The following is a 24679-nucleotide window of genomic DNA, read 5'->3' as shown; positions in this document are numbered from 1 at the left end:
TTAGCTTGCGGCCAGGAATTCGAAACGCAGGATCGCCTCGGCGATGCCGGCGACCCCGTGTTCCTTGGCAAGATGCACGTGGTCGTGCCCATCCAGCGCCTCGAGCAGCGCGGCCTCGGAATTGCCGACCGCAACGGCGGGCACGCCCATGGCCAGCATCGAGTGGTCGTTCATCGTATCGCCCGCCACGAGGCATTTGCGATTGTCGATGCCCAGGTGCTCCAACAGGCGCAAAAGGGACGGACCCTTGCTCACGTCCTTGGGCAGAACGTCGAAATAGCAATCGGCGGAGACGAGGGAGTCGAGCCCCATCTCGGCCACGATGTCATAGGCAACTGGGTCGAAACGGCTCGGGTCCATGTCGTAGCTGACACGATAGCGGAACGCGGCCGATTGCAGCTTGAGACCCGAGACGCGGTGCAGCGCGCTTTCGACCTTGCGATTGGCATCGCCCCACTTCTCTGCGATCTCGGCTTCGAGCTCGTCGATGGGGGATACGTGATTGCTGTCATCGAACGCGGCAATCGTGGTGCCGACATCGCCGATCACATAGTCGGGGCGCGGCACGCCCTGCTTGCGCGTCAGATGGGTGATGAAGCCCGGATCGCGCCCGGTGACGAAGATCAGCCCGACACGGGACCGGTTCTCTTCAATCCAATCATAGAAAGAGCGGCGCTCCTCGTCGGTGCCGCCCAGGAATGTGCCGTCCAGATCGGTGGCAAGCACCAAGTCCTTGTCGGCGATGGTCGGAATGTCGATTTGCTCGTGTCGGGTCATGATATCCTTTCTGCCAGCGTTTGTACGGCGGAATCATCCGCCGGATGGGTCAGCGACAGCGCCATCGTGCGCGGTTCGGACTCGATCGGTCGGGCCCAAAGCGCGGCGAACGCATCGCCGAGGGCGGCCCCATCGAAGAGGATGGAGCGCACCGTTTCACAGATCGGCATCGGCACATTCAGGCGCCGCGCCAGGTCCGTGACGGATTTCGCATTGCGCTCGCCTTCCACCACGACGGGGGCGCCGTCGAAGCAGTCTGCGCGCGCAATACCTTTGCCTAACTGCTGACCCAGCGACATGTTCCGTGACGTGGGCGAAGAACATGTCAGGGTCAGGTCACCGACCCCGGACAGGCCGGTGACGGTCTCGCGCCGGCCACCCAGGGCTTCGGCCAGCGCCTTCATCTCGTCCACGCCGCGCGTGATCAGCGCGGCACGGGTGTTTTCGGCAAAGCCCGCGCCCGTCATCATGCCGCAGGCGATGGCGATGACGTTCTTGACCGCGCCGCCGACCTCGACCCCGATCGGGTCGTCCGAGACATAGGCCCGGAAGCTTTCGGTCGTCAGCGTCACGGCAAAGCGGGCTGCCGCGCTGTCCCCGGGGTGCAGCCGGTCGCGGTAGGAGAACGGGAAGGCCGCCACCGCCGCTGTCGGATGGTTGAGCGCCGTTTCCCGCGCGAAGGTCGGGCCGGACACGACGCCGACGGGGTGTCCTTTCAATTCCTCTTCCGCCACCTGCGTCATCAGAAGGCCCGTTTCGCCCTCGATCCCCTTGGCGCAGATGCTGATCGGGATGCCCGGCGCCGCGTGCTCGGCCACTTGGCGGGCGACCAGCCGCACGGATTGGGACGGCACGACGATCATCGCAGCCTCGGCCCCGTCGAGTGCGGCCTTCATTTCATGCACGGCCAGCAGCGTTTCGGGCAGATCGACATCGTCCATGTAGCGCGGGTTTCGGTGGTTGCGGTTGATCGCGTCCACCACCTCGCCCGAGCGGCCCCAGAGCCGCACCGTACTGCCCGCCCGCGCCGCCGTGGCGGCAAGCGCCGTTCCCCAGGACCCCGCGCCGATGACGGCAAGACGGGAAAAAGGTTTCGCATGATGCGGAAGCGGGTCGCCATTGACGGGTTGGATCTTCATGTCGTCTCCGTGTTTTTGGGCGCGGGGCGGTGCGCCTGGGGCCGTGTGGGGCCATGTCGCCTGTCACGCTGCGGAACTCGGCACCCTGTCGGGTTTGCGTCGGCGGCGGCGGGGGTAACGGTGATAGCGCTACCAATGCGGGGCATTCAACGAAGCATGTACTTAACAATGGGGCTTGTCCGTCGCGCTTCAACCTCCATGCCGCAACTGCATCCCGAAACGGCCCGCCGTTCCACGCCCTGCCCAATTATTAGGCAAAATCCTGGGCGAATTGGTTCATTTCACCCCTTGTGGAGGATTTTTTGCCGGATTGCGACACTTGATGCGTCGTTTTTTGACCTTCCGGCGTTCGGTGGCTAGATAAGACCGGAAGCGGTGTGTCTGCTGCACCGCGGCATCAAAACAGGAGGGCCTCACCCGATGACCAGCACTGTTCGCACCGCAATCTTCCCCGTCGCCGGCCTCGGCACACGGTTTCTGCCGGCCACCAAGGCGACCCCGAAGGAGCTTTTGCCGGTCATCGACACGCCCCTGATCCAGTACGCCATCGACGAGGCCCGCGCCGCCGGTGTCGAACGCATGGTCTTCGTCAGCCACCCGTCCAAGACCGCCATCCAGCGCCATGTGATGGATGACGTGCGCTTGCGACAGGAATTGTCCGAGCGCGGCAAGGGCGCGCTGGCCGACGAATTGCAAGAGGCCGCCCTGTGCCCCAAGGCCGATGACGTGGCCTTCACCATGCAGAACGAGCAATTGGGCCTTGGGCATGCAGTTCTGTGCGCCAAGCCCTTCGTCCTGCCGGGGCCGGTCGCGGTCATCCTGCCCGATGACCTGATCCTTGGGCAGCCCGGCTGCCTGTCGGAAATGGTCGAGGCCTACGAGACCGCTGGCGCCGGCCACATGATCGCGACGATGACCGTCGCGCCGGAAGAGACGAAGAAATACGGCATCCTGTCGGTCACCGGCAGCGAAGGCCGCCTGATGCGCGCCGATGGCATGGTCGAGAAGCCCGATCCCGCCGACGCCCCGTCGCAAGAGGCCGTCGTGGGCCGCTACATCCTGCATCACGATATCTTCGACGCGCTGGAAACCCAGACCCCCGGCGCGGGCGGTGAGATCCAGTTGACGGATGCCATTGCCCGCGGCGCGACGGAGTACGGGCTTGCCGGGTGGCGTTTCTTGGGCATCCGGTTCGACTGCGGCTCCAAGCCCGGCATGTTGCGCGCGACGCTCCACCTCGCCGCGCAGGACCCCGATTATGCCGAGGTTCTTGCAGAGCTCGCCCCGGCAGCCGCGACACCGCCGCGCGCGGCCTGATCCATTCCCATTGCGCCCGGGGCGCCTTGCGGGCAAAACCCGGGTCGATCGCTGGACAGCCCCCCGCCGCCTGCTACCGTTGCGCGGCGCGGGCAGGGGGCCCGGCCAAGAAATGGGAGAGAGGGACAGATGGCGAAACTGGCATTCCTGGGGCTGGGCGTGATGGGCTACCCCATGGCGGGGCACCTGAAAGCGGCGGGTCACGACGTGACCGTGTACAACCGCACGACCGCGAAGGCGGAGAAATGGGCCGCCGAGCATGGCAGCAGCTTCGCCGCCACCCCGCGTGAAGCGGTCGCGGGCTGCGATTTCGTCATGGCCTGCGTCGGCAACGATGACGACCTGCGCTCGGTCGTGACCGGCGCGGATGGTGCGCTGGCCGGGATGAAAGACGGCGCGATCTTCGTCGACCACACCACCGTTTCCGCCATCGTGAGCGAGGAACTGGCCGCCGCAGCCGCCGAAAAGGGCATCGGCTGGGTCGATGCGCCCGTTTCCGGCGGGCAGGCCGGGGCCGAGAATGGCCAGCTTGCCATCATGTGCGGGGGGGACGAGGCCCACTTTGCCGCCGCCGAGCCGGTGATGGACTGCTATTCCAAGATGACCGAGCATTTCGGCCCCGTGGGCTCGGGCCAGAAGACCAAGATGGTCAACCAGATCTGCATCGTGGGCGCGATCCAGTCGATTTCCGAAGGCCTCTATTTCGCGATGAAGGCGGGACTCGACCCCAAGAAGGTCGCCAACCTCGTCAGCCAGGGCGCGGGCGGGTCGTGGCAATTGGCCAACCGCGCGGGCACGATGGTGGATAACGAGTTCAACCACGGGTTCGCCGTCGACTGGATGCGCAAGGACCTCGACATCGCGCTGACCCAGGCCGACGAGATGGGCCTGTCGCTGCCCGTCACCGCGCTGGTCGACCAGTTTTACGCCGAGGTGCAGCAACTGGGCGGCGGCCGGTGGGACACCTCCAGCCTGATCCAGCGCTTCCGCCGGATGAACGGCGAAGAAGTCTGACGCGTCGGTGGCGTTCATCCTGACCGACACGGGCGCGCTCTCCGGGGCGGGGTTCGACACGATCATCGACGTGCGCAGCCCCGCGGAATTCGCCGAAGATCATATCCCCGGCGCGATCAACTTGCCTGTCTTGTCGAACGAGGAACGCGCGCGGGTCGGAACGATCTACGTGCAGGAGAGCCCGTTTCGCGCCCGCAAGATCGGCGCTGCGCTGGTCGCGCGAAATGCCGCCCGTCACATCGAAGACAGCCTGATGGGCTTCGATGGCGGCTGGCGGCCTCTCGTCTATTGCTGGCGCGGCGGGCAGCGGTCGGGGTCCTTCACCTCGATCCTGCAACAGATCGGCTGGCGCGCCGAGGTGCTGGAGGGCGGCTACCGCACGTGGCGGCGGATGGTGGTGAAGACGCTCTACGACGATCCGCTGCCCTTTCGCATCCTGCGGCTCGACGGGTTCACCGGAACCGCCAAAACCGCGCTACTGGCCGAGGTGGCGGCGCAGGGCGGGCAGGTGATCGACCTGGAAGGGTTGGCCAATCATCGTGGGTCGATCCTTGGCGATATCGAAGGCGATCAGCCGGCGCAGAAAGGGTTCGAGTCGGCCCTGGTGAGTGCGTTGGACCGGTTGGATCCGGGCCGACCCGTGCTGGTGGAGGCGGAATCGGCCCGGATCGGCAGCTTGCGCATCCCGCCGCAGATGTGGGTCGCCATGCGCGACAGCCCGCGCCTCGTGATCGAGGCACCCGTTGCTGCCCGCGCGGAATTCCTCGCCCAAGCTTACGCCGGTCTTGCCGCTGACAAATCCGCCCTGTCTGAGCGGCTGAACAAGCTGCGGACGCTCGCGGGGCATGACACGGTCGATGGATGGCTGGTGCTGCTGGAGGAGGGCCGGTTGGTCGAGCTCTCCGCCTCACTGGTCGAACGCCATTACGACCCGGCCTATGCCCGTCTGCGAAAGGGCGATGAAAGCCCGGTTCTGGACCGGCTCAAGTCCGACAGGCTCGATCCCGCTGCTCTCAAGGCGCTGGCCGGCCGGATCTGCGACACGCTCGACGCCTGAGCGGGCGTTTTCCTCGAGGAAAACGGCCCGGAAAACTCGAGTTTTCCGCCCCCTCCCGGCCCGACCGTCGCGCTATGCCGCGCCGGTGCCCCCTTGGCCTTTCCGCCTGGCTTCGGTAGGGAACCCGGCGACGCGAGGAAAGAGGCGTGGAACCCATGGACAAGAGCTTCAACGCGGCCGAGGCCGAGGCCCGCATCATGCAGGAATGGCAGGCGAAGGACTGCTTCAAGGTAGGCGCCAACGCCAAGCCCGATGCCGATCCGTTCTGCATCATGATCCCGCCCCCGAACGTGACGGGCGTTTTGCATGTGGGCCATGCCTTCAACAACACGCTTCAGGACGTTCTGGTCCGCTGGCACCGGATGCGCGGCTTCGACACGCTGTGGCAGCCGGGCACGGACCACGCGGGCATCGCCACGCAGATGGTTGTCGAGCGGGAACTGGCGAAAGAGGGCAAATCCCGCCGTGACATGAGCCGCGAAGACTTCCTTGCCCATGTCTGGGCGTGGAAGCAGAAATCCGGCAACACGATCCGCGAACAGCTCAAACGCCTTGGCGCCTCCTGCGACTGGTCGCGCGAGGCCTTTACCATGTCCGGCGCCCCGGGGGCGCCGCAGGGCGAGGACGGCAATTTCCACGATGCCGTCATCAAGGTCTTCGTGGACATGTACAACAAGGGCTTCATCTACCGCGGCAAGCGGCTGGTGAACTGGGACCCGCATTTCGAGACCGCCATCTCGGATCTCGAGGTCGAGAATATCGACCAGCAGGGCCACATGTGGCACTTCAAGTACCCGCTCGCCGGCGGCGAAACCTACACCTATGTCGAAAAGGACGAGGACGGGAACGTTATCCTCGAAGAGGAGCGCGACTACATCTCGATCGCGACCACCCGGCCCGAGACGATGCTGGGCGATGGCGCGGTTGCCGTGCATCCAGATGATTCCCGCTATGCCCCGATTGTCGGCAAGCTCTGCGAGATCCCGGTTGGGCCCAAGGAACACCGCCGCCTGATCCCGATCATCACCGATGAATACCCCGATCCCGATTTCGGCTCGGGCGCGGTCAAGATCACCGGCGCGCATGATTTTAACGACTACGGCGTGGCCAAGCGCGGCGGGATTCCCTGCTACCGGCTGATGGATGAAAAGGCCCATCTGCGCGACGATGGCGTGCCCTACGCCGAGGCCGCCGCCATCGCGCAGGAGGTCGCCAACGGCACGCGCACCCTGACCGAGACCGAGGCCGATGCCCTGAACCTCGTCCCCGACCACCTGCGCGGGCTGGAGCGGTTCGAGGCGCGCAAGCGTGTCGTCGAGGAAATCACCGAGGAAGGCCTCGCCGTGATGACCCGCGCCGATGACCCGCGGCTTGGCAAGGCCGCGGTCAAGGCAGAGGACGAAGCCGCGTCGCACCCCGTGCCACTGGTCGAGGAAAAGGTCATCACCCAGCCCTTCGGCGACCGGTCCAAGGTGGTGATCGAACCGATGCTGACCGACCAGTGGTTCGTCGACACCGCCAAGATCGTTGGCCCCGCGCTGGATGCCGTCCGCGACGGGCGCACGACGATCATGCCGGAACAGCACCGTAAGGTTTATTTCCACTGGCTTGAGAATATCGAGCCCTGGACGATCTCGCGTCAGCTTTGGTGGGGGCACCAGATCCCCGTCTGGTACGGGTTCGACCTCGGCAGCCACGGCTTCGTCGATGACGAGGGCGACGGGCAACTCGATATCGTCGAGATGCTGCGCCTTCTGTCGGCGCAAACCCTGCTGAAAGGTGATGAACGCCACCACGCCGCCCATGATTTCGAGGCCGTCACGGGCCAGTTCGCCGACGTTCTGGCCAAGCTGCCCGCGCCGCTGAACCACGCGCAGGTGATCGAGGTCGAAGACCGCCACGCCGCCGCCCACGCGCTGGCCGAAAGCCTTGCGCAATACAACCTCAGCGAAGACCCCACGCATCTGGTCTATCCCGTCTGGCGCGACGCCGACGTTCTGGATACGTGGTTCTCGTCCGGGCTCTGGCCCATCGGGACGCTCGGCTGGCCCGAGCAAACGCCCGAATTGCAGCGCTACTTCCCGACCTCTGTCCTGATCTCGGGCTTCGACATCATCTTTTTCTGGGTCGCTCGGATGATGATGATGCAACTGGCCGTGGTGGACGAAATCCCGTTCAAGCAGGTCTATGTCCATGCCCTCGTCCGGGACGAAAAGGGCCGCAAGATGTCGAAATCCATCGGCAACGTGTTGGACCCGCTGGAACTGATCGACGAGTTCGGCGCCGATGCCGTCCGTTTCACGCTGACCGCGATGGCGGCGATGGGGCGCGACCTGAAACTGTCGAAAGACCGTATCGCGGGCTATCGCAATTTCGGCACCAAGCTGTGGAACGCCGCGCGCTTTGCCGAGATGAACGAGTGCAAGCCGGTTCCGGGGTTCGACCCGGCCTCGGTCACGCAGACGGTCAACAAGTGGATCATCGGCGAAACCGCCCGCGCGCGGCTGGTCCATGACGAGGCGCTCGGCGCCTTCCGGTTCAATGATGCGGCGAACGGCCTTTACGCCTTTGTCTGGGGGCGCGTCTGCGACTGGTATCTCGAATTCGCCAAGCCACTTTTCGCCAGCGGTGACGAGGCGGTGATCGCCGAAACCCGCGCGACGATGGCCTGGGTGATCGACCAGTGCCTGATCCTGCTGCACCCCACCATGCCCTTCGTCACCGAAGAGTTGTGGGGCGAAATCGCGGATCGCGACACCATGCTGATCCATGCCGACTGGCCGAGCTATGGCGCGGAGCTGATCGACCCTGCGGCCGATGCCGAGATGACCTGGGTTCTGTCCCTGATCGAAGAGGTCCGCTCGGTCCGGCAGCAGATGCATGTGCCCGCCGGCCTCAAGGTGCCGCTCTTGCAGTTGCAACTCGATGCCGACCAGCAGGCCGCTTACGACGCCAACGCGATGATGATCGACCGCCTTGCGCGGATCGAGGAGTTGCGCGTGGTCGACGAGTTGCCGAAGGGTGCCGTGACCGTCGCGGTCGAGGGGGGCACCTTTGGCCTGCCCATCGCCGATTACATCGATGTCGAGCAGGAAAAGGAGCGCCTCGAAAAGGTGCTTGGCAAGCTCGGCAAGGAAATCGGTGGCCTCAAGGGGCGGCTCTCGAACCCGAAATTCGCGGAAAGCGCGCCGGAAGAGGTCGTGCAGGAAACCCGCGAGAACCTCGCCGCACGCGAAGAGGAAGAGGGCAAGATCCGCGCCGCGTTGGAGCGTCTTAGCGCCCTTGGGTGAGTGACCTGCTGACATCCGGTTGCCCGTCGTCACGGGCGGCCGGATGCGGTAGACTGGGCGCATGTCCGGTTTCTTCGACAAACTGGCCGAACGCCAGATGCAGAAGGCCTTGGCCGAGGGGAAGCTCTCGCGCCTTGAGGGCGAGGGCAAACCCTTGCCGGAGCATCCCGAAGAAGCTTTCGTCAGCGCGGGCGAGGCCGTCGGCTATCGCATGATGGCCGAACATGGCGCCTTGCCCGAAGAGGTCGAACTGCGCCGCGCAGTCGAGGCCGCGAAAGCTGCCTATGCCGAGGCCGTGACCGAGGACGCGAAACGCCGCGCCATGGCCCTGATCGCAGAACTGGAGATGAATCTCGCCATCGCGACCGAAGCGCGCAAGGCCTTCATGCGGTGAAACCTCTATTGCCGCAGGGGGGGCGCTTGGGCGACACTGGACCTGTAGAAGCAAAGGAGTGCGCCATGCCCCGTCGTCTTTTCGCCCTTCTCGCCGCCGCAACGCTTGCGGCCCCCGCCGCCCACGCCACCGCCGATGGCCCGGATGCCTGGCGCGTCACGGGTGTCGCGTCCAACGACGTGCTGAACGTGCGGGTCGGACCGGGCACCGATTATTTCGTGATCGACCAGCTGCCGCATGACGCGCGCGGCGTTCAGATGGGGGTCTGCGTGCCCACGGTCACCCGCGATCAGTTCTTCGCCCTCAGCCCCTCGGCACAGGCTGCGCTGAACAATTACACGGCGTGGTGCCTGGTCGAATGGCAGGGCACGCAGCGCGGCTGGGTCAACCGCAGCTACCTGACCGAGGATATGGAGTGAGGCGATGACGGTGCCGCCTCATACCGTCACCTATGGCCTCGGGGCGGTGACGGGCCTTGGCCTGTCGGTGCTGGCCTATGCGATCAGATTGGGCCGACGGCAGGCGCGCGACGCCTTGGGCTAGCGCACCACCTTGTCCACGGCGCGCATCGCCCCGAGCGCCTTGTCATAGACCAGCGTGAGGATACGGCGCGACCGGACACGCGCCGCGATCGGGGGCAACACGCGCACCACTCCGGCCGCGGCGGTGACCGCGAGAAACCCGCGTCTGTTCAGATCGGGCATGTCGCCCCTCCTGCTTGCGTCGAACGGCCCATAGCCTAGCGGCACAAGACATCTTGCGCGGGGGGAGAATTTCGGATTTTTCTCCGCGCCATGTCGAATGCATCCACACCCCCGCGCTACACCGATCTGCTCAACAGCCTGCCGGCCACGGTGCCCTTTGTCGGCCCCGAGACGCAGGAGCGCGCGCGAGGTGCACGTTTCGACGCCCGTCTCGGCGCGAATGAAAGCGTGTTCGGCCCCAGCCCCCGCGCCGTCGCGGCCATCGCCGAGGCCGCCAAGGACGCTTGGATGTACGGCGACCCGGAAGGGTTCGAGTTGCGCAGCGCGCTGGCCGCCCATCACGGCGTCGGGATCGATAACATCGTCCTGGGCGAGGGGATCGACGGGTTGCTGGGCTATCTCGTGCGCATGCTGGTGGCCGAGGGCGATGCCGTTGTCACCTCTGACGGGGCCTACCCGACCTTCAACTACCACGTCGCGGGCTTCGGCGGCACGCTGCACAAGGTGCCCTATGCAAGCGATGCCGAGGATCCCGAGGCGCTGATCGCCAGGGCGCGCGAGGTGAACGCCAAGCTGGTCTACCTCGCCAATCCCGACAACCCGATGGGCAGCTGGCATGACGCCGCCCGTGTTCAGGGGATGATCGACGCGTTGCCCGAGGGCACCGTGCTGGCGCTGGACGAGGCCTATGTCGACACCGCGCCCGCAGAGGCCGTTCTGCCGCTCGACCTGAGCCATCCGCGCGTGATCCGGTTTCGCACCTTCTCCAAGGCCTATGGTCTTGCGGGGCTGCGCGTGGGCTATGCGTTGGCAGCCCCCGAGTTCATCGCCGCGTTCAACCGGATTCGGAACCATTTCGGCATGGGGCGCGTGGCACAGGCGGGGGCGCTGGCGGCGTTGCAGGATCAGGACTACTTGCAGTCGACCGTTGCGCGCATCGCCACCGCCCGCGAGCGCATCGCGCAGATCGCGCGGGACAACGGCCTGACGCCTCTGCCCTCGGCCACGAATTTCGTCACGGTCGATTGCGGCGCGGATGGCGATTTCGCCCGCGCCGTCCTTGGCCGGTTGGTCGCGCGCGGCATCTTCGTGCGCATGCCCTTCGTCGCCCCGCAGGACCGCTGCATCCGCATTTCCTGTGGCACGGAACGCGATCTCGACCGGTTGGCCGAACAGCTTCCGCTTGCGCTGGACGAGGCGCGCAGCGCGGGCTGAACCTTCCCTGCAACATCTTGGCATTGGGTTCCTGGGCACGCACACCCAAAGCCGAGGACCCCGGCCATGACGCAGTTTCGCCTGTTTTCCGGGGTGCTCGTCGCCTTCGGCCTTTTCGCGCTGTTCGTCCTTTGGGCGCTGACCGGCCCGCTGGGGGCGTTCCTCGCGGCGGCGTTGACGCATCTGCTGCTGCGCGCCTGCGAACGCCAGCAGGACGCGCAACTGGCGCTGGCCCGCAAGGCGCGCGAAGATGATCTCCGCCGCGCCTTCCGGGGCGAGGACTGACGATCAGCCTTCGGCGATGACCTTCATCGCCGCTTCCAACCCGGTGGGGCCGTGCGGGACCTGCAGCGCGGCCATCCCGGCCTGAAGGCTCCCCAGAACGCCGAGGACCATATGCGCGTTCACATGGCCCATATGCCCGATGCGCAGGAAGTCCGCCGGATCGCCGCCCGGACCCTCGACGCCGCCCAGGGGAATGCCCAATGTGACGCCGGCCTCCGAGGTCATCCAGTCGCGCAGACGCTGCCCGTTGCCGGGGCCGAAATTGACCGTCGTCACCGCGCAGGAGCGTTTGTCCGTCTCGGCGATGTTGGCGCGCACCGGCCCGGCCTGACCCCAAACATCCACCGCGGCCCAGACCGCGCGGGCGAGCGTGCTGTGGCGCGCCCAGACATTTTCCAGCCCTTCTTCCTTGATCATGTCGATCGCGGTGCGCAGGCCATAGAGGTGATGCGTGGGCGCGGTGCCGTTGAAGTAGCGGTAGAACTCGGTCACGTCGACGCGCGGGCGCCAGTCCCAGTAGGGGGTGACAAGGTTCGCGTCCGACCGCGCCCGGTCCGCCTTGTCGTTGAAAAAGACAAAGCCCATGCCCGGCGGGGTCATCAGGCCCTTCTGGCTGCCCGTCACCATCAGGTCGACGCCCCAGTCGTCCATGTGGAACTCGTCACAGGCCAAGCAGGCGATATTGTCCGAAAACAGGAGCGCCGGGTGGCCCACGGTATCGAGCACGTCGCGCAGGCCGCGGATGTTGTTCTTCACGCTGGTCGATGTGTCGACCTGCACCGCCATGACGGCCTTGATCCGGTGATCGGTGTCGGCCTCCAGCGCCTCGGCCACGCGGGCCAGATCCACGTCGGATCGCTGCCCGAAATCGATCACCTGGCAATCGACGCCCATCTGCGCCGCGAATTCCCCCCAACCGAGGCAGAACCGCCCGGTGCCGAGAACGAGGATCTTGTCGCCGCGCGACAGGGTGTTGGAGATCGCGGCTTCCCACGCGCCGTGGCCGTTGGTGATATACATGGCCACGTTGTGCCTGGTGCGGGCAATCGCCTTCAGGTCCGGCACCAGCCCGTGCACCATCTCGACCAACTCGCCGGCATAGATGTTCGGCGCGGGGCGATGCATCGCCTGCAACACACGGTCGGGCATGACGGACGGGCCGGGGATGGCAAGGTAATGGCGACCGTTGGCGAGGCTCATGTCGGGGGCTCCTTTTCTCGGACGGACGAGAGTTACGCCCGCGCTTTGACGGGGTCAATCGTGGGGCATGGCTTGCGCAAGGCGCTGACATGATTAGCTGTTGGATGGCAAATCAGCGGAGGTGATGCATGATCGGTGAGCAGGCTGAAAACCGGGTGGTCCTGCGCCTGACGGGGAGCGAGCGCGAACATTTCCTGCATGGGCTTGTCACGCGCGACGTGGGCAAGCCGGGCGACGGGCTGACCTACGCCGCCTTGTTGACGCCGCAGGGCAAATACCTGGCCGATTTCTTCCTGCTCAATCGGGGTGACGACCTGCTGCTCGATGTGGATGCCGGCATTGCGCAGGCGCTGACGCAGCGGCTGATGATGTACAAGCTGCGCGCTGACGTGGAGATCGAGGAGAGTGGCCTGCCGGTTGCACGCGGCTTGGGCGAGCCACCCGAGGGCGCGTGGCGCGACCCGCGACACCCCTCGCTCGGGTGGCGGGCCTATGGCGTCGAGGCAGCGGCGCCGTCGATCGATTGGGACGCGATCCGCGTGGCCGCCTGCATCCCGGCGACGGGCATCGAGTTGGTCCCCGATGATAGCTACATCCTGGAGGCCGGGTTCGACCGGCTGTCGGGCGTGGATCACCGCAAAGGGTGCTACGTGGGGCAGGAGGTGACCGCACGGATGAAGCACAAGACCGAGCTTCGCAAAGGCCTCGTGACCGTAAGCGTCGATGGCTCGGCCCCGGTGGGCACGCCCATCACCGATGCCGATGGCCGCGCGGTCGGTACGCTTTATACACAGGCGAAGGGGCAGGGCATTGCCTATCTGCGCTATGATCGCGCCGGTGGCGAGATGTGGGCAGGTACGGCGAAACTCACGTGGAATGGGGAAAAGCCTGTTTAAAAGCCTGTGATTTCAGCCGTTTTCTGAAAGCTCAGATCAGCAGGCCCGCGGCCCCCTCGTGGCGGAGGAGCCAGACCTTCGCTTCGATCCCGCCCGGCGCGCTGAACCCGCCAAGCGAGGTCGCGCCAAGCACGCGGTGGCAGGGGATTAGGATCGGCACGGGGTTCGCGCCGCAGGCTTGGCCGATGGCTTGGGCTGGCGCGCCCAGATCCTTGGACAGGTCGCCATAGGTGCGCGTTTCACCGAAGGGGATGGCCGACAGCGCGTCCAGCACCCGACTGGTCAGTCCGCTGACCTGCGGCTGTAACGGCACGGTGAACCGCTCAAGCCTTCCATCGAAATAGGCCGTCACCTCGTCCAGCGTTGCGAGCAATACCGGATCGTCGCCACCTTCTGCGACACCCCACCCGCTGGCCACCACCGCCCCGTCCGCGACCTCGACCCAGACCGGGCCAAGGTGGGTGTCGACCGATCCCTTCACGAAAGGCCGCCGTCCAGCCGTAACCGGATCGGACCGCGTGCCGTGACCGGATCGACCGCTGCGCCCTGCTGGGTGGCGATGAGCGGCAGACCTGCCGCCACGCGGCGTACCTCTGGCATGAGCGGACCCCAGTCCTCGGACAGCGCGCGCACGACCTCTGACGGGCAAAAGCTTTTGTCCGCCCCGCGCAACCGCGCGAGGCGCATCAGTTCGACAGCGATGGCATCATCGCTTGCCTCGGTCACTCGGCCGCCTGCACCTTGTCTTGCGTCTTGGTGTCGAAATCCGACGCGTCATGACGCTCCCACAACTGCTCGGCAGGGTCGCCGAAGGTGCGGTTGACCATCTTGCCGCGTTGCACCGCAGGGCGGTCAAAGAACCGGTCCGCCCATGCCACGACGTTCTTGTAATCCTGCACCGACAGGAACTCGCCCGCGTCATAGGCCTCGCCTTTCACCAAGCGGCCATACCAGGGCGCGATGGCGATATCGGCGATGGTGATGTCGTCACCCACCATCCAGTCGCGCCCGGCAAGGTGGCGGTCCAGCACGTCCAACTGCCGCTTGGTTTCCATCGCGAAACGGTTGATCGGGTATTCCATCGGCTCGGGCGCATAGGCATAGAAATGGCCAAAGCCGCCGCCCAGATAGGGCGCGCTGCCCATTTGCCACATCAGCCAGGACAAAAGCTCGGGCCGATCCTCGGGGCGCCCGAGGAAGGCCCCGAACTTCTCGGCCAGATGCAGCAGGATCGCGCCGGATTCGAACACGCGAAACGGGGTGTCGCCCGACCGGTCCACCAGCGCCGGGATCTTGGAGTTCGGGTTGATCTCGACAAAGCCCGATCCGAACTGGTCACCGTCGCCGATGCGGATCAGCCACGCGTCGTATTCCGCGTCATGGCCCGCCGCCAGCAACTCCTCGAAAAGCACGGTGACCTTCACCCCGTTTGGCGTACCCATCGAGTAGAGCTGGAACGGGTGGGCTCCCACCGGAAGCTCCTGTTCGTGGGTCGCTCCGGCGATGGGGCGGTTCAGGCTGCCCCATTTGCCACCATTCTCCGCATCCCACGTCCAGACCTTGGGGGGCGTGTACGCTTGGCTATCCGTCATTGCACAGATCCTCTTGCTGCCATTGCCCCACACATAGCCACCCAACGGCCCGAGACCAATGCGCAGAGGCGCAGGAACCCTGTGCGTCAGGCGCGCGTTGTCCTTTCAAGCAAGCAAAGGAGGCTGTCATGCTGAGCACCGACACCATTCAGGAATTCGACCCCGGCATCGCCAACGTTCACGCGTTCCGTATCACCGGTGCGGTCACCCGCGACGACATGGCCGCGATGGGCGAGCGTATGAACACGCTGTTCGATGCGCTGCCGAAGGACAGGAAAATCGACATGCTGCTGGTCTTCGACACCGATCGCAGCGCCGAGGCCGGCGCGAACTGGTCCACGGATGCGATGACGGCGCAGGCCAAGGCCGTGACGAATGTCCGCAATTATGTCGTGGCAAACGCCCCGGGCGATGCGGGCGGCATCGTCGAGACCGTAGGCAAGGTCCTGCCGGTCGAGGCAAAATCCTTCGACAGCGAAGAGGCCGCGCTGGCGTGGCTCAAGACCGATCAGGCGCAGGCCGCCTGATCCGGCAACTTCAAGGTGCTGAAAGAGTGACGAGCATCAAGGGCGCGCCGATCCCTCGGGCGCGCCCTTTTTTTGCAGAAGGGTCAGTCTCCGGCTACCTGTTTCGCGTAGTCCTCGGCATCGAACCACCCGCGCGAGGCGATGACTTTGAGGTCTGGGCCGATCTCCCATTCTTCCCAACCGCGAATGTTCAGCGGCTTGCCGGTGCCAGCGTCATGGCCGGTGAAGGTCCAGACGTAGATCGCGTGCCTGCCGGACACACGGATATCATCGCAGGTCAGCGACAGGTCCGGCACATCGGCATAGAACCCGGCGGCCATATCCTGCACACGGGCGCGGCCCAGCCACGGTTCGCCATTGTTGATGATGATGCTTCCGTTTTCGGCGTAGAACGCGGCCACGGCGTCGGCCGAGCCGGAATTCCACGCAGCGGTGTAATCCTTGGCCATGCCGGTGATGGCCTCAGGCGTGATGGTCATGTCGCACTTCCCCATGAAAGGGGAAAGCCTGGCCGATCAACCCGACCCTGTCCAGAAAATTTGCCGAAGGGGAGGACAGCGGCCAGCCCCGCAGGACCGGCCGCTTTCATGTCTTACCCTAAAGCGTGCAGCCTACCCAAGCGCCGCATCACAGCGTTTGCAAACACCTGCGTGCGTGTGCTGGCCTACGTCGGGCAGGATCTTCCAGCAGCGCTGGCATTTTTGCCCGTCGGCTTTTTCAAAGACGACGCCCACGCCCTCGACCTCGGGCATGCGGAACGCCTCGGCCGGGATCGGGTCGGCGGTCAGCACGATATCCGAGGTGATCGCCACATCCTCGAACGCCACCGATTTCAGCGCGGCCAGCATCCCTTCGTCGCGGACATGGACGACGGGTGCCGCCTCGAGGCTTGCGCCGATCACCTTGTCGCGGCGCTGGATTTCGAGCGCGGCGGTCACAACGCGGCGGGCGCGGCGGACCTCGGCCCATTTTGCGGCCAGCGCCTCGTCGCGCCATGCGGCGGGCGTCTCGGGGATGTCCTGCAAATGCACGCTGCTGTCATCGCCCGGGAAGCGCTCCAGCCAGACCTCTTCCATCGTGAAGACGAGGATCGGGGCCAGCCATGTCGTCAGCCGGTGGAACAGGATATCCAGCACGGTGCGCGCGGCGCGGCGGCGCGCCGTGTCGCCATCGCAATAAAGCGCATCCTTGCGGATATCGAAATAGAAGGCCGACAGGTCGCTGGTGGCGAACTGGAACACCGCATTGAACACGCCGGGGTAGTCATAGGCGTCATAGCCCTTGCGCACGGTTTCGTCCAACTCGGCCAGGCGGTGCAGCACCCAACGCTCCAACTCGGGCATATCGGCGGGGTCCACGCGGTCGGCCTCGGTGAAGTCGGCGAGCGAGCCCAGCATGAAGCGCATCGTGTTGCGCAAGCGGCGATAGCTGTCGGCGACCCCTTTCAGGATCTCGGGGCCGATGCGCAGGTCGGCGGTGTAGTCCGACTGCGCGACCCACAGGCGCAGGATATCCGCGCCGTACTGGTCGATCACCTCTTGCGGGGCGATGGTGTTGCCGACCGATTTGGACATCTTCATGCCCTTCTCGTCCAGCGTGAAGCCGTGGGTCAGAACGCCCCGATAGGGCGCGCGCCCGATGGTGCCGCAGGCCTGCAGCATCGAGGAGTGGAACCACCCCCGGTGCTGGTCGGTGCCTTCGAGGTAGAGGTCGGCGATGCCATCCTCGGACCCGTCCTCGCGGTCGCGCAGGACGAAGGCATGGGTGGAGCCGCTGTCGAACCACACGTCGAGGATATCGAAGACCTGCTCGTACGCCTCGGAGTCGTATTCATTGCCGAGGAAGCGGGCCTTCGCGCCGGGCTTGTACCACGCATCCGCGCCTTCGGCCTCGAACGCCTCCAGCACGCGGGCATTGACCGCCGGGTCGCGCAGCAGGAAATCCTCGTCGGTCGGGGCAGCCCCCTTCTTGACGAAGCAGGTCAGCGGCACGCCCCAGGCGCGCTGGCGTGACAGCACCCAGTCGGGCCGCGCCTCGATCATGGAATAGAGGCGGTTGCGGCCCGTTTGCGGGGTCCACTCGACCAGCTTGTCGATCGAGGTCAGCGCGCGCTCGCGGATCGTTGTGCCATAGGTGTCGTCGCCGCCGATCTCGCGGTCGATGGCAGCGAACCATTGCGGGCGGTTGAGGCGGATCACCGGTGCCTTGGAGCGCCAGGAATGCGCGTCGCTGATGGTGATGCGACGCCGCGCCAGCAGCTTGCCCACCTCGACCAGCTTGTCGATCACGGCCTTGTTGGCCCCGCCCGGCTTGCCGTTTTCCTTGATGATCCGCTCACCGCCAAAGAAGGGCAGGTCGGCGCGGAAGGAGCTGTCGTCGAGGATGTTGTAGGTCATCTCCAGCCCGTGCTGACGCCCGATCTGGTAGTCGTCGTCGCCGTGGCTTGGGGCGGTGTGGACAAAGCCGGTGCCCGCGTCGTCGGTGACATGATCGCCGGGGAAGAGGGGCACGGGGTAGTCCCAACGGTTCTGTTCTGGTTCCGACGGATCGACTGTACCGCAAAGCGGATGGTCACATACGAGCCCGCGAAGAACCTTGGGGTCAACACTCTCAAGACGAGCGTACATGGTCGGCTCGAGGCGCATTGCTCCCAGAGCTTCTTCGGCCAACGCATCAGCAAGGAGGTATCGGTCGCCGACTTGCGCCCAAGACTCAGCGGGCGTCCCTGATACTTCGTACAGGCCATACTTGATATCCGGTCCAAAGCAGATAGCGCGGTTTTGAGGCAAGGTCCAAGGAGTCGTGGTCCAGATGACCACCTTTGAACCCACCAACCGATCAAACGGCTTCTTGTTCGGCACTGGTATCGGGTCATCACCTTCAGTGAGGGGAGTCGGGACACTTGTAACATACCCCGTCACCTCGAACGGCACCCAAACGGCGTCCGTCTGGCGGTCGTGGTACTCCACCTCGGCCTCGGCCAGCGCGGTTTTCTCGACCGGCGACCACATGACGGGTTTCGATCCTTGGTAGAGCGCGCCGTTCATGAGGAATTTCATGAATTCCTCGGCGATCACCCGTTCAGAGTGGAAATCCATCGTCAGGTAGGGCTTGTCCCACGTCCCGGTCACGCCAAGGCGCTTGAACTCCTCGCGCTGGACGTCGATCCAGCCCTCGGCAAAGCGGCGGCATTCCTGGCGGAAATCGACGACGTCGATCTTGTCCTTGTCCTGCCCCTTGGCGCGGTAGGCTTCCTCGATCTTCCATTCGATCGGCAGGCCGTGGCAGTCCCAACCGGGGATGTAGCGCGCGTCGCGGCCCATCATCTGCTGGCTGCGCACCACGAAATCCTTGAGGATCTTGTTCAGCGCGTGGCCGATATGCAGGTGCCCGTTGGCATAGGGCGGGCCGTCATGCAGCGTGAAGGGCTTGCGCGATCCGTCCTTGGCCTTGTCGCGCAGCCGCTCGTAGATGCCGATCTGGTTCCACCGCTCCAGCCAGGCAGGCTCGCGCTTGGGCAGGCCCGCGCGCATCGGGAAATCGGTTTTCGGAAGGTTCAACGTGTCCTTGTAATCGACCGTCTGGTCGGGCGTATCGGCGCACATGGTCGGGCGCTCCTCGGGCTTTGCGGATGTCGGATGGTGAATAGCAGGGCGGCGCGATAGCTCAAGCACCTTCGTCCCGGCGGCCTGATCGGGTCAGAGCGCCGGGCTGCTAATTCGAATGAGGATCGCGGCGAACGTCATCATGGATGCGGATATAGGCCCGCGCGGGCGCGGGGTAAAGGGCAGGGCGGGTGTCTGCGTCAGCACGGCCCCCAGATCACGCCAAGGCCGCGCAGCACGTTGAAGATGCCGATCATCACCGCCGCACCCGAGACCATGAGGTTCACCAGCTTGCCCTCGGTCAGGCTAAGCGCCTTCACCTCGCCGAGCGATCCCAGGAACGCCCCGGCCGCCCCGAACAGCAGCGCGCCGTAATCGATGAAGCTGCACTGGGTCACGCCGTTCACGGTGCTGGTGGTCAGCGTCTGGACCCCGAAGACGAAGCCGAGGATGGCGACGATCAAGGCAACCTTGGGCAGGGTGGTGAGATCGGAATAGGACATGGGCACACTTTCGACGAGACAGGGCAGGGACAGCTAAACGCCTCTGGCCGTTGGCGCACAAGGCGGGAAATCCGGTGCGTCACACCGCGAAGAACGTGCCGACGGCATAGGCCACACCCGCTGCCGCCCCGCCGATGGCCAGCGTTTCGCCGCCCGACCGCCACCAGGGCGCGACCGACCAGATGGATTTTGCCGCGCCGATCCCGAAAAAGACGACGCCCGTCATGATCGCCGACAGGCGGAAGGCATCGGGCAGCCCCAAAAGGAAGGGCATGAGCGGCACCGCCCCGGCCAGCAGGAAGGCCCAGAAGGTTGCCAGGGCGGCGCGCATCGGGCGGGGTTCGACCGGCGAAAGGCCGTATTCATCCGTCAGCATGAGGCGCACGGCGACCTCCCTGTTCGTGGCGATCTGGTCCGTCGCGGCGTCGAGCACCTCGCCCGACAGGCCCTTTTGCCGCAGGATTTCACGGATCTCGCGACGTTCGCCGTCGGGATGGTCGGACAGGTGGCGTCGTTCCACGTCGGCCAGCCGCCGCGCGTCGTCGCGTTCCGCCTTGGTGCCCGAGAAATTCCCGGCGGCCATGGAAAACCCATCGGCCAGCACGTTGGCCAGCCCCAGTGCCACGATCACGGTGGGCGACAGGCCCGCCCCCGCAACGCCCGCCACGATGGCGAAGGTTGTCACCGCCCCGTCGATGCCGCCGTAGACGATGTCACGCAGGTATCCACGCCCGGCGGGGGCGTTGATCCGGGCCTCGACCTCGGTTTGGCTGTGTCCATGTTCGCGCGCCATGATCCGCCGATCTTGCCCGCCGCTTCGCCGCTTTGCCTTGCGGCAGATCAATCAGGCGGCGGGGGGTGCGGCCCGGCTGACCGCCCGCTCGCGCCAGACGATGTAGAGGCCCGCAGCGATGGTCACCACGATCCCCCAGGCCGCCAACCCGTCCGGCAGGTCACCGAAGATCACGAAGCCCACCAGCGTCGCCAGCGGGATTTCAAGATATTGCATCGGCGCCAGCGTGGCCGAGGGCGCGAAGCGCAGCGACCATGTCATCAAGAGATGCGCCACCGCCCCCGCAAACCCGAGGATGGCGAAAAGGCCAAGGTCGGCCCCCATCGGCGTGATCCACCCGGTCAGCGGGGTTTCCCCGGCCACGGGCAGAAACACGAAAGGGACCAGGATCGGCAGGGCAAGGATGGCCGAGGCCCCTTGCAAGGCGACCGGGTCGATTTCCTTGGCCACCTGCCGGGTGACGAGCATGAAGAAGGCGAAGATGAAGGCCACCGCCAGAGGCAACAGGGCGGGCCAGCCGACCTCGGCGAAACTGGGCTGCACGACCATCAACGTACCGATGAAGCCCACGGCGCAGGCAGCCAGACGTCTGGGGCCGACCTCTTCGTTCAGCACCCACCACCCGAGCAGCAGCATGATGAAGGGCATGACGAAGGCGATGGCCACCGCGTCGGCCAGGGGCAGATAGCGCAGCGCCGTGAACATCGTCGCGATGCCCGTCATCTGCAGCAACGTCCGAACCAGTGTCAGCCGCACCACCCGCGCATTGGGAAAAAGGCTCTGCCGTAGCCAGAGTGCCAGCGGCAGCAACAGGATCGCCTGTGCCGCGAAGCGGATCAGCACCAGTTGTGTCAGGGGAAAGTCGCCCAACAGCTTCGCCATCGCATCGGCGATGGGCACGATGGCGCAAAAGCCCAGCATCAACACGATGCCGAGAAGAGGGCGGTCGGCGTGAGATTGGCTCATGCCCCTGTCTGTGGCACGCGGCGCGGGCGCTGTCACGTCAGATCAGCTATGCAGATCGAAACGCACTCAGGCCTTTTGACCGAACAGCCCGGTCAGCGCCCGGCGCACGGTCGCGGTCACGCCGGGCTTCTTCACCGTCGAAAACGGGATCGGGCGGCACACCTCGATGGCGGCGACCCCCACCCGTGCGGTCAAGGCACCGTTCACGATCCCCTCGCCGAACCGGCGGGAGACCTTGGAGAGCATCGAGCCACCGGCGACCGACCCGATCAGGTCGTCGCCAACCGCCACCGCGCCCGTGGCCACGAGGTGGGTAAGCACCGCCCGGGTCAGGCGCCACGCGCCAAGGGTGCCGGCCCGCCCGCCGTAGATCTCGGCGATGCGCCGGATCATCCGCAAGTTCGCCGTCAAGGCCGTGAACACGTCCGCAAGGGCGAGCGGCACAAGGGCCGTGACCGTCGCGACCTGCCGCGCCGCGGCCTCGACCTCGCGCGTTGCGGCGGCGTCGAGCGGGGCCAGCAACTGCGTCTCGGCCAGCGCGAAAAGGCTGGTGACGTCGAACACTTCCCTGCGCTGGCGTTCGACCGTCTCGCGCCCGAGGCGCAATTCGGCCCGCCCGCGATACAGGCCGGTCAGCCGGTCCACCACGGCACGCCCGTCCTTCAGATCGCCCGAGGCCAGCGCGCTTTCGGCCTGCCGATGAAGGGCGTCCAGACGACCGAGGCGCGAGAAAGCCGCCAACTCGCGCAGCGCAATGATCGCAAGGGTGCCGATGACCACCGCGATGAGACCGGTCGCCGTCCACCCGAGGATCGGGTTGGACGCCAGAAGGCCTGTCACGAACTCCCACGCGGCCAGCGAGACGACGAACCCGATCAGCGCGGTCAGCGCCGCCCAGAACCAACGCGCGACGCGCGAGGGTTTGCGCGCGCCCAAGGTCGCGACCACCTGCATCGCGCGGCCTTCGGGGGCGGTGCCGGGCAGGTCGGGGACCGGGTCGGCCGCTTCGGGGCCTGGTCGCGATGCCGCCTCGTCTTCGTCCAGTTCGATCAGGACCGGGCCTTTGCGTTCGCTCATCATTCAGTCCTCATCTCAGCCGGTCGCCCAGCAGGAACTCCGCCGCGCGGTCCAGCCGGATATGCGGTGGCCCCTCGCCCGGTCGCAGGCTGGACGGGGCGGGCGCGAACCGCATCACGCCGTAATCGCCATCGAGCCAAGCCTCGGCCCCGTCCCGCGCAGGCGTCAGAAGGGCCGATGGATCGGCAGGCAGGTCGCCGGGATGAAGCGCCGCCTGTTTGCCGGTTTCTTCCAGCACGCCCCGAACGACCCCGAGGTCGTCGCCGTTCACCCGCCGCGTTTCCTCGACCGTTGCGCGCAGGGCGGCGATGGCCATGGCCTGCGTCTCCGCCCCGCTGAAATCCGCGCGCCGCCGCGCCTCGGAGACCAGCGCCTCCATGATCGCGGCAAGGCGGGCGTGTTGTTCGTGGTGCAGATGGTCGGCCTTGGTCGCGGCAAAGAGGATGCGGTCCACCCGTTTGCCGAGGATCGCGGTCAGGAAGCTGTTTCGCCCCGGCCGGAACGCCCCGAGGATGCCGGCCAGCGCGCGGCGCAGATCCTCCAGCGCGGGCGGCCCGGAATGGATCGCGCCAAGCGCATCGACCAGGACGATCTGCCGGTCGATCCGGGCGAAGTGGTTGCGAAAGAAGGGTTTGACGACCTGCGACTTGTAGGCCTCGTAGCGCCGGGCGAATTCGCGCGCCAGCGAACCGCGCGGGGCGGCGCTCGCGGGCAGCGGCGCGAAGGTCAGGGCGGGGCTGCCCTCCAGATCGCCGGGCAGAAGGAACCGGCCCGGCGTGCAATCGGAATAACCGGCGTCGCGCGTGGCTTGCAGGTAGTCCGTCCAGCCCCGGGCAAGTGCCGTGGCGGTGGGTTCGTCCAGCTTGTCGTCCGTTGCCGTCCGCTCGACCAGGGCGACATAGGCCGCGCCCTCGGGCCGGATGCGGGCAGCGGCAAGGGCCGCCTCGGACCACGCCGCGAAATCCTGTTCCAGCAGCGCGAGGTCCAACAGCCACTCGCCCGGGTAATCCACGATATCGAGATGCACGGTGCGCGGCCCGGTCACGCCACCCAGCAGCCCCGTTGGCCGCACCCGCAGCGACAGGCGCAGTTCCGAGACCGAGCGCGTGCTGTCCGGCCAATACGGGGTCGGTCCGGTCATGGCGGCGAGGTGATCCTCGAAGGCGAAGCGCGGGACCGTATCGTCGGGTTGCGGTTGCAGGTAGGCGGCCTCGATCCGGCCGGATTGCGCGGCCTCTAGCCCCGGCATGCGGCCCCGGTCCAGCAGGTTCGCCACGAGCGAAGTGATGAACACCGTCTTGCCCGAGCGCGCCAGACCGGTCACGCCCAACCGGATCACGGGTTCGAAGAAGGTTTCGGACACCGCCTGCGAAAGCCCCTCCACCCCGCGGCCCAACCCGTCTGCTACTCGTCCGATGACCACGCCTTGGCGTCCTTTCCACTTCGTTGCCCTTGAGAATAGGTATTCGCACGCGGCGTTTACAGGGGAGAAGACCGCGCGCGTCGTCAGGCCCCGTGGACGCGGCCCGCGCGATGCGCTAGCCGGTCGCCATGCCGCGTTACGCCCTCAAAGTCGAATATAACGGCGCGCCCTTCGCCGGGTGGCAGCGCCAGGCCGACCAGCCCTCGGTCCAGGGTGCGATCGAGGCCGCCCTGGCCCAGTTGGAAAAGGACGTGCCCTCCATCGCGGCGGCGGGGCGCACGGATGCGGGCGTGCATGCCACGGGGCAGGTGGCGCAGTGCGATATGGCCCGCGACTGGGACCCGTTCCGCCTGTCCGAGGCGCTGAACTGGCACCTGAAACCCGCGCCCGTCGCCATCGTGGACTGCGCGCGCGTGGCCGACGATTGGCATGCGCGCTTCTCGGCGGTCGAACGGCGCTATACCTACCGCCTGATCGCGCGCCGCGCTCCTTTGGTCCATGACGCGGGGCTGGCTTGGCATGTACGCGGCGATCTCGACCCCGCGCCGATGGCCGAGGCGGCCAAGGCGTTGATCGGCAAGCACGACTTCACGACGTTCCGCGCCTCGATCTGCCAGGCCGCCAGCCCGGTCAAGACCTTGGACGAGGTGGTGGTGGACCCGGTCGATCTACCCCATGGCCGCGAGATCCGCTTTCACCTGCGGGCGCGGTCTTTCCTGCACAACCAGGTGCGGTCCATCGTGGGCACGCTGGAACGCGTCGGCGCCGGGGCCTGGCCGCCCGCACGCGTGGCCGAGGCGCTGGCGGCCTGTGATCGCGCCGCCTGCGGTCCGGTCGCCCCGCCCGAGGGCCTTTACCTGACCGGTGTTGGTTACCCCGACGATCCCTTCGCGAAAGGTTGAGAC

The 24679-nt window shown here is 66.2% G+C and carries 25 protein-coding genes; 11 read left to right on the top strand and 14 right to left on the bottom strand.

Annotated elements, in window-relative coordinates; genetic code table 11:
• Both ABD923_RS09165 and ABD923_RS09160 read right to left on the bottom strand, forming a co-directional pair.
• A complete protein-coding gene (locus ABD923_RS09165) occupies positions 1–777 on the bottom strand; it encodes an HAD family hydrolase (protein WP_259550356.1) in 777 nt (258 codons plus the stop codon).
• Positions 774–1916 (bottom strand): NAD(P)H-dependent glycerol-3-phosphate dehydrogenase, encoded by a 1143-nt coding sequence (locus tag ABD923_RS09160; RefSeq protein ID WP_259550355.1) that lies wholly within the window; start codon positions 1914–1916, stop codon positions 774–776. The genes ABD923_RS09165 and ABD923_RS09160 overlap by 4 nt, the downstream gene beginning before the upstream one ends.
• Before the next feature lie 420 nt (positions 1917–2336).
• On the opposite strand from ABD923_RS09160, the gene ABD923_RS09155 reads away from it, so the two are divergent.
• The 6 genes from ABD923_RS09155 to ABD923_RS09130 all read left to right on the top strand — a co-directional run bounded on the left by ABD923_RS09155 (position 2337) and on the right by ABD923_RS09130 (position 9407).
• The gene (locus ABD923_RS09155; RefSeq protein WP_259550354.1) at positions 2337–3233 is read left to right on the top strand and encodes a UTP--glucose-1-phosphate uridylyltransferase; all 897 of its coding nucleotides are present in this window, start codon (positions 2337–2339) and stop codon (positions 3231–3233) included.
• A gap of 51 nt (positions 3234–3284) precedes the next feature.
• Entirely contained in the window at positions 3285–4247 is a 963-nt protein-coding gene (locus ABD923_RS09150) for an NAD(P)-dependent oxidoreductase (protein ID WP_259550565.1), read from the top strand.
• A gap of 7 nt (positions 4248–4254) precedes the next feature.
• Positions 4255–5304 carry a tRNA 2-selenouridine(34) synthase MnmH gene (gene mnmH, locus ABD923_RS09145; protein ID WP_259550353.1) on the top strand — a complete coding sequence of 350 codons (1050 nt, stop codon included), beginning with the start codon at positions 4255–4257 and terminating at the stop codon, positions 5302–5304.
• 155 nt (positions 5305–5459) lie between these two features.
• Positions 5460–8594, top strand: a complete 3135-nt coding sequence (locus ABD923_RS09140; protein WP_259550564.1) for a valine--tRNA ligase — start codon at positions 5460–5462, stop codon at positions 8592–8594.
• A 61-nt stretch (positions 8595–8655) separates the two neighbouring features.
• Positions 8656–8988, top strand: coding sequence for a DnaJ family domain-containing protein (locus ABD923_RS09135; protein ID WP_259550352.1), 333 nt, complete (start codon positions 8656–8658; stop codon positions 8986–8988).
• A gap of 65 nt (positions 8989–9053) precedes the next feature.
• Complete coding sequence (locus ABD923_RS09130) at positions 9054–9407, top strand: SH3 domain-containing protein (protein ID WP_259550351.1); 354 nt, start codon at positions 9054–9056, stop codon at positions 9405–9407.
• Positions 9408–9527: 120 nt separating this feature from the next.
• Here the strand turns inward: ABD923_RS09130 and ABD923_RS09125 are convergent, their stop codons facing one another.
• Entirely contained in the window at positions 9528–9692 is a 165-nt protein-coding gene (locus ABD923_RS09125) for a twin-arginine translocation signal domain-containing protein (protein ID WP_222191012.1), read from the bottom strand.
• 90 nt (positions 9693–9782) lie between these two features.
• Here ABD923_RS09125 and ABD923_RS09120 point away from each other — a divergent pair, with 90 nt between their 5' ends.
• Together ABD923_RS09120 and ABD923_RS09115 are read left to right on the top strand one after the other, a co-directional pair.
• Complete coding sequence (locus ABD923_RS09120; protein WP_259550350.1) at positions 9783–10907, top strand: pyridoxal phosphate-dependent aminotransferase; 1125 nt, start codon at positions 9783–9785, stop codon at positions 10905–10907.
• A 66-nt stretch (positions 10908–10973) separates the two neighbouring features.
• Entirely contained in the window at positions 10974–11192 is a 219-nt protein-coding gene (locus ABD923_RS09115) for a hypothetical protein (protein ID WP_259550349.1), read from the top strand.
• A 3-nt stretch (positions 11193–11195) separates the two neighbouring features.
• On the opposite strand, the gene ABD923_RS09110 is transcribed toward ABD923_RS09115, so the two are convergent.
• Positions 11196–12392 (bottom strand): pyridoxal-phosphate-dependent aminotransferase family protein, encoded by a 1197-nt coding sequence (locus tag ABD923_RS09110; RefSeq protein WP_259550348.1) that lies wholly within the window; start codon positions 12390–12392, stop codon positions 11196–11198.
• A 128-nt stretch (positions 12393–12520) separates the two neighbouring features.
• On the opposite strand from ABD923_RS09110, the gene ygfZ reads away from it, so the two are divergent.
• Positions 12521–13288, top strand: coding sequence for a CAF17-like 4Fe-4S cluster assembly/insertion protein YgfZ (gene ygfZ / locus ABD923_RS09105; protein WP_259550347.1), 768 nt, complete (start codon positions 12521–12523; stop codon positions 13286–13288).
• Between the two features lie 31 nt (positions 13289–13319).
• On the opposite strand, the gene ABD923_RS09100 is transcribed toward ygfZ, so the two are convergent.
• Genes ABD923_RS09100 through yghU form a run of 3 tightly spaced genes read right to left on the bottom strand, consistent with a single transcriptional unit; the run spans position 13320 to position 14880 of the window.
• On the bottom strand, positions 13320–13769 hold the full coding sequence (locus ABD923_RS09100) for a methylated-DNA--[protein]-cysteine S-methyltransferase (protein WP_259550346.1): 450 nt from the start codon (positions 13767–13769) through the stop codon (positions 13320–13322).
• Positions 13766–14014 carry a DUF3253 domain-containing protein gene (locus ABD923_RS09095; RefSeq protein ID WP_259550345.1) on the bottom strand — a complete coding sequence of 83 codons (249 nt, stop codon included), beginning with the start codon at positions 14012–14014 and terminating at the stop codon, positions 13766–13768. Before ABD923_RS09095 ends, ABD923_RS09100 begins: the two co-directional genes overlap by 4 nt.
• Positions 14011–14880, bottom strand: coding sequence for a glutathione-dependent disulfide-bond oxidoreductase (yghU, locus tag ABD923_RS09090; protein ID WP_259550344.1), 870 nt, complete (start codon positions 14878–14880; stop codon positions 14011–14013). The genes ABD923_RS09095 and yghU overlap by 4 nt, the downstream gene beginning before the upstream one ends.
• A gap of 128 nt (positions 14881–15008) precedes the next feature.
• Between yghU and ABD923_RS09085 the strand changes: the two genes are divergently transcribed.
• Complete coding sequence (locus ABD923_RS09085; RefSeq protein WP_259550343.1) at positions 15009–15407, top strand: SpoIIAA family protein; 399 nt, start codon at positions 15009–15011, stop codon at positions 15405–15407.
• Between the two features lie 83 nt (positions 15408–15490).
• Here the strand turns inward: ABD923_RS09085 and ABD923_RS09080 are convergent, their stop codons facing one another.
• The 7 genes from ABD923_RS09080 to ABD923_RS09050 form a co-directional block, all read right to left on the bottom strand.
• On the bottom strand, positions 15491–15886 hold the full coding sequence (locus ABD923_RS09080) for a nuclear transport factor 2 family protein (protein WP_259550342.1): 396 nt from the start codon (positions 15884–15886) through the stop codon (positions 15491–15493).
• 132 nt (positions 15887–16018) lie between these two features.
• Entirely contained in the window at positions 16019–19012 is a 2994-nt protein-coding gene (gene ileS / locus ABD923_RS09075; RefSeq protein ID WP_259550341.1) for an isoleucine--tRNA ligase, read from the bottom strand.
• Between the two features lie 200 nt (positions 19013–19212).
• Complete coding sequence (locus tag ABD923_RS09070; protein ID WP_259550340.1) at positions 19213–19515, bottom strand: hypothetical protein; 303 nt, start codon at positions 19513–19515, stop codon at positions 19213–19215.
• Positions 19516–19594: 79 nt separating this feature from the next.
• Positions 19595–20308 carry a VIT1/CCC1 transporter family protein gene (locus tag ABD923_RS09065; RefSeq protein WP_222191023.1) on the bottom strand — a complete coding sequence of 238 codons (714 nt, stop codon included), beginning with the start codon at positions 20306–20308 and terminating at the stop codon, positions 19595–19597.
• A gap of 51 nt (positions 20309–20359) precedes the next feature.
• Complete coding sequence (locus ABD923_RS09060) at positions 20360–21274, bottom strand: DMT family transporter (protein ID WP_259550339.1); 915 nt, start codon at positions 21272–21274, stop codon at positions 20360–20362.
• 66 nt (positions 21275–21340) lie between these two features.
• On the bottom strand, positions 21341–22351 hold the full coding sequence (locus ABD923_RS09055; protein WP_259550338.1) for a YcjF family protein: 1011 nt from the start codon (positions 22349–22351) through the stop codon (positions 21341–21343).
• A 10-nt stretch (positions 22352–22361) separates the two neighbouring features.
• The gene (locus tag ABD923_RS09050) at positions 22362–23774 is read right to left on the bottom strand and encodes a YcjX family GTP-binding protein (protein ID WP_259550337.1); all 1413 of its coding nucleotides are present in this window, start codon (positions 23772–23774) and stop codon (positions 22362–22364) included.
• 128 nt (positions 23775–23902) lie between these two features.
• Here ABD923_RS09050 and truA point away from each other — a divergent pair, with 128 nt between their 5' ends.
• Positions 23903–24676: a tRNA pseudouridine(38-40) synthase TruA gene (gene truA, locus ABD923_RS09045; protein WP_259550335.1), complete on the top strand. Its 774-nt coding sequence runs from the start codon at positions 23903–23905 to the stop codon at positions 24674–24676.
• The last annotated feature ends 3 nt before the right edge of the window (positions 24677–24679 follow it).

Origin of the sequence: [Roseibacterium] beibuensis, from assembly GCF_039542305.1 — a bacterium.
In the GTDB taxonomy this organism is placed as follows: Bacteria; Pseudomonadota; Alphaproteobacteria; order Rhodobacterales; family Rhodobacteraceae; genus Roseibacterium; species Roseibacterium beibuensis.
This window is presented reverse-complemented; position numbering and strand designations above follow the sequence as displayed.

What these genes read in the sequence shown, in the direction of transcription:
- ABD923_RS09165 (WP_259550356.1), bottom strand. Translation starts at nt 777, where the DNA reads ATGACCCGACACGAGCAAATCGACATTCCGACCATCGCCGACAAGGAC.
- ABD923_RS09160 (WP_259550355.1), bottom strand. Translation starts at nt 1,916, where the DNA reads ATGAAGATCCAACCCGTCAATGGCGACCCGCTTCCGCATCATGCGAAA.
- ABD923_RS09155 (WP_259550354.1), top strand. Translation starts at nt 2,337, where the DNA reads ATGACCAGCACTGTTCGCACCGCAATCTTCCCCGTCGCCGGCCTCGGC.
- ABD923_RS09140 (WP_259550564.1), top strand. Translation starts at nt 5,460, where the DNA reads ATGGACAAGAGCTTCAACGCGGCCGAGGCCGAGGCCCGCATCATGCAG.
- ABD923_RS09135 (WP_259550352.1), top strand. Translation starts at nt 8,656, where the DNA reads ATGTCCGGTTTCTTCGACAAACTGGCCGAACGCCAGATGCAGAAGGCC.
- ABD923_RS09130 (WP_259550351.1), top strand. Translation starts at nt 9,054, where the DNA reads ATGCCCCGTCGTCTTTTCGCCCTTCTCGCCGCCGCAACGCTTGCGGCC.
- ABD923_RS09125 (WP_222191012.1), bottom strand. Translation starts at nt 9,692, where the DNA reads ATGCCCGATCTGAACAGACGCGGGTTTCTCGCGGTCACCGCCGCGGCC.
- ABD923_RS09120 (WP_259550350.1), top strand. Translation starts at nt 9,783, where the DNA reads ATGTCGAATGCATCCACACCCCCGCGCTACACCGATCTGCTCAACAGC.
- ABD923_RS09115 (WP_259550349.1), top strand. Translation starts at nt 10,974, where the DNA reads ATGACGCAGTTTCGCCTGTTTTCCGGGGTGCTCGTCGCCTTCGGCCTT.
- ABD923_RS09110 (WP_259550348.1), bottom strand. Translation starts at nt 12,392, where the DNA reads ATGAGCCTCGCCAACGGTCGCCATTACCTTGCCATCCCCGGCCCGTCC.
- ygfZ (WP_259550347.1), top strand. Translation starts at nt 12,521, where the DNA reads ATGATCGGTGAGCAGGCTGAAAACCGGGTGGTCCTGCGCCTGACGGGG.
- yghU (WP_259550344.1), bottom strand. Translation starts at nt 14,880, where the DNA reads ATGACGGATAGCCAAGCGTACACGCCCCCCAAGGTCTGGACGTGGGAT.
- ABD923_RS09085 (WP_259550343.1), top strand. Translation starts at nt 15,009, where the DNA reads ATGCTGAGCACCGACACCATTCAGGAATTCGACCCCGGCATCGCCAAC.
- ABD923_RS09080 (WP_259550342.1), bottom strand. Translation starts at nt 15,886, where the DNA reads ATGACCATCACGCCTGAGGCCATCACCGGCATGGCCAAGGATTACACC.
- ileS (WP_259550341.1), bottom strand. Translation starts at nt 19,012, where the DNA reads ATGTGCGCCGATACGCCCGACCAGACGGTCGATTACAAGGACACGTTG.
- ABD923_RS09070 (WP_259550340.1), bottom strand. Translation starts at nt 19,515, where the DNA reads ATGTCCTATTCCGATCTCACCACCCTGCCCAAGGTTGCCTTGATCGTC.
- ABD923_RS09065 (WP_222191023.1), bottom strand. Translation starts at nt 20,308, where the DNA reads ATGGCGCGCGAACATGGACACAGCCAAACCGAGGTCGAGGCCCGGATC.
- ABD923_RS09060 (WP_259550339.1), bottom strand. Translation starts at nt 21,274, where the DNA reads ATGAGCCAATCTCACGCCGACCGCCCTCTTCTCGGCATCGTGTTGATG.
- ABD923_RS09055 (WP_259550338.1), bottom strand. Translation starts at nt 22,351, where the DNA reads ATGAGCGAACGCAAAGGCCCGGTCCTGATCGAACTGGACGAAGACGAG.
- truA (WP_259550335.1), top strand. Translation starts at nt 23,903, where the DNA reads ATGCCGCGTTACGCCCTCAAAGTCGAATATAACGGCGCGCCCTTCGCC.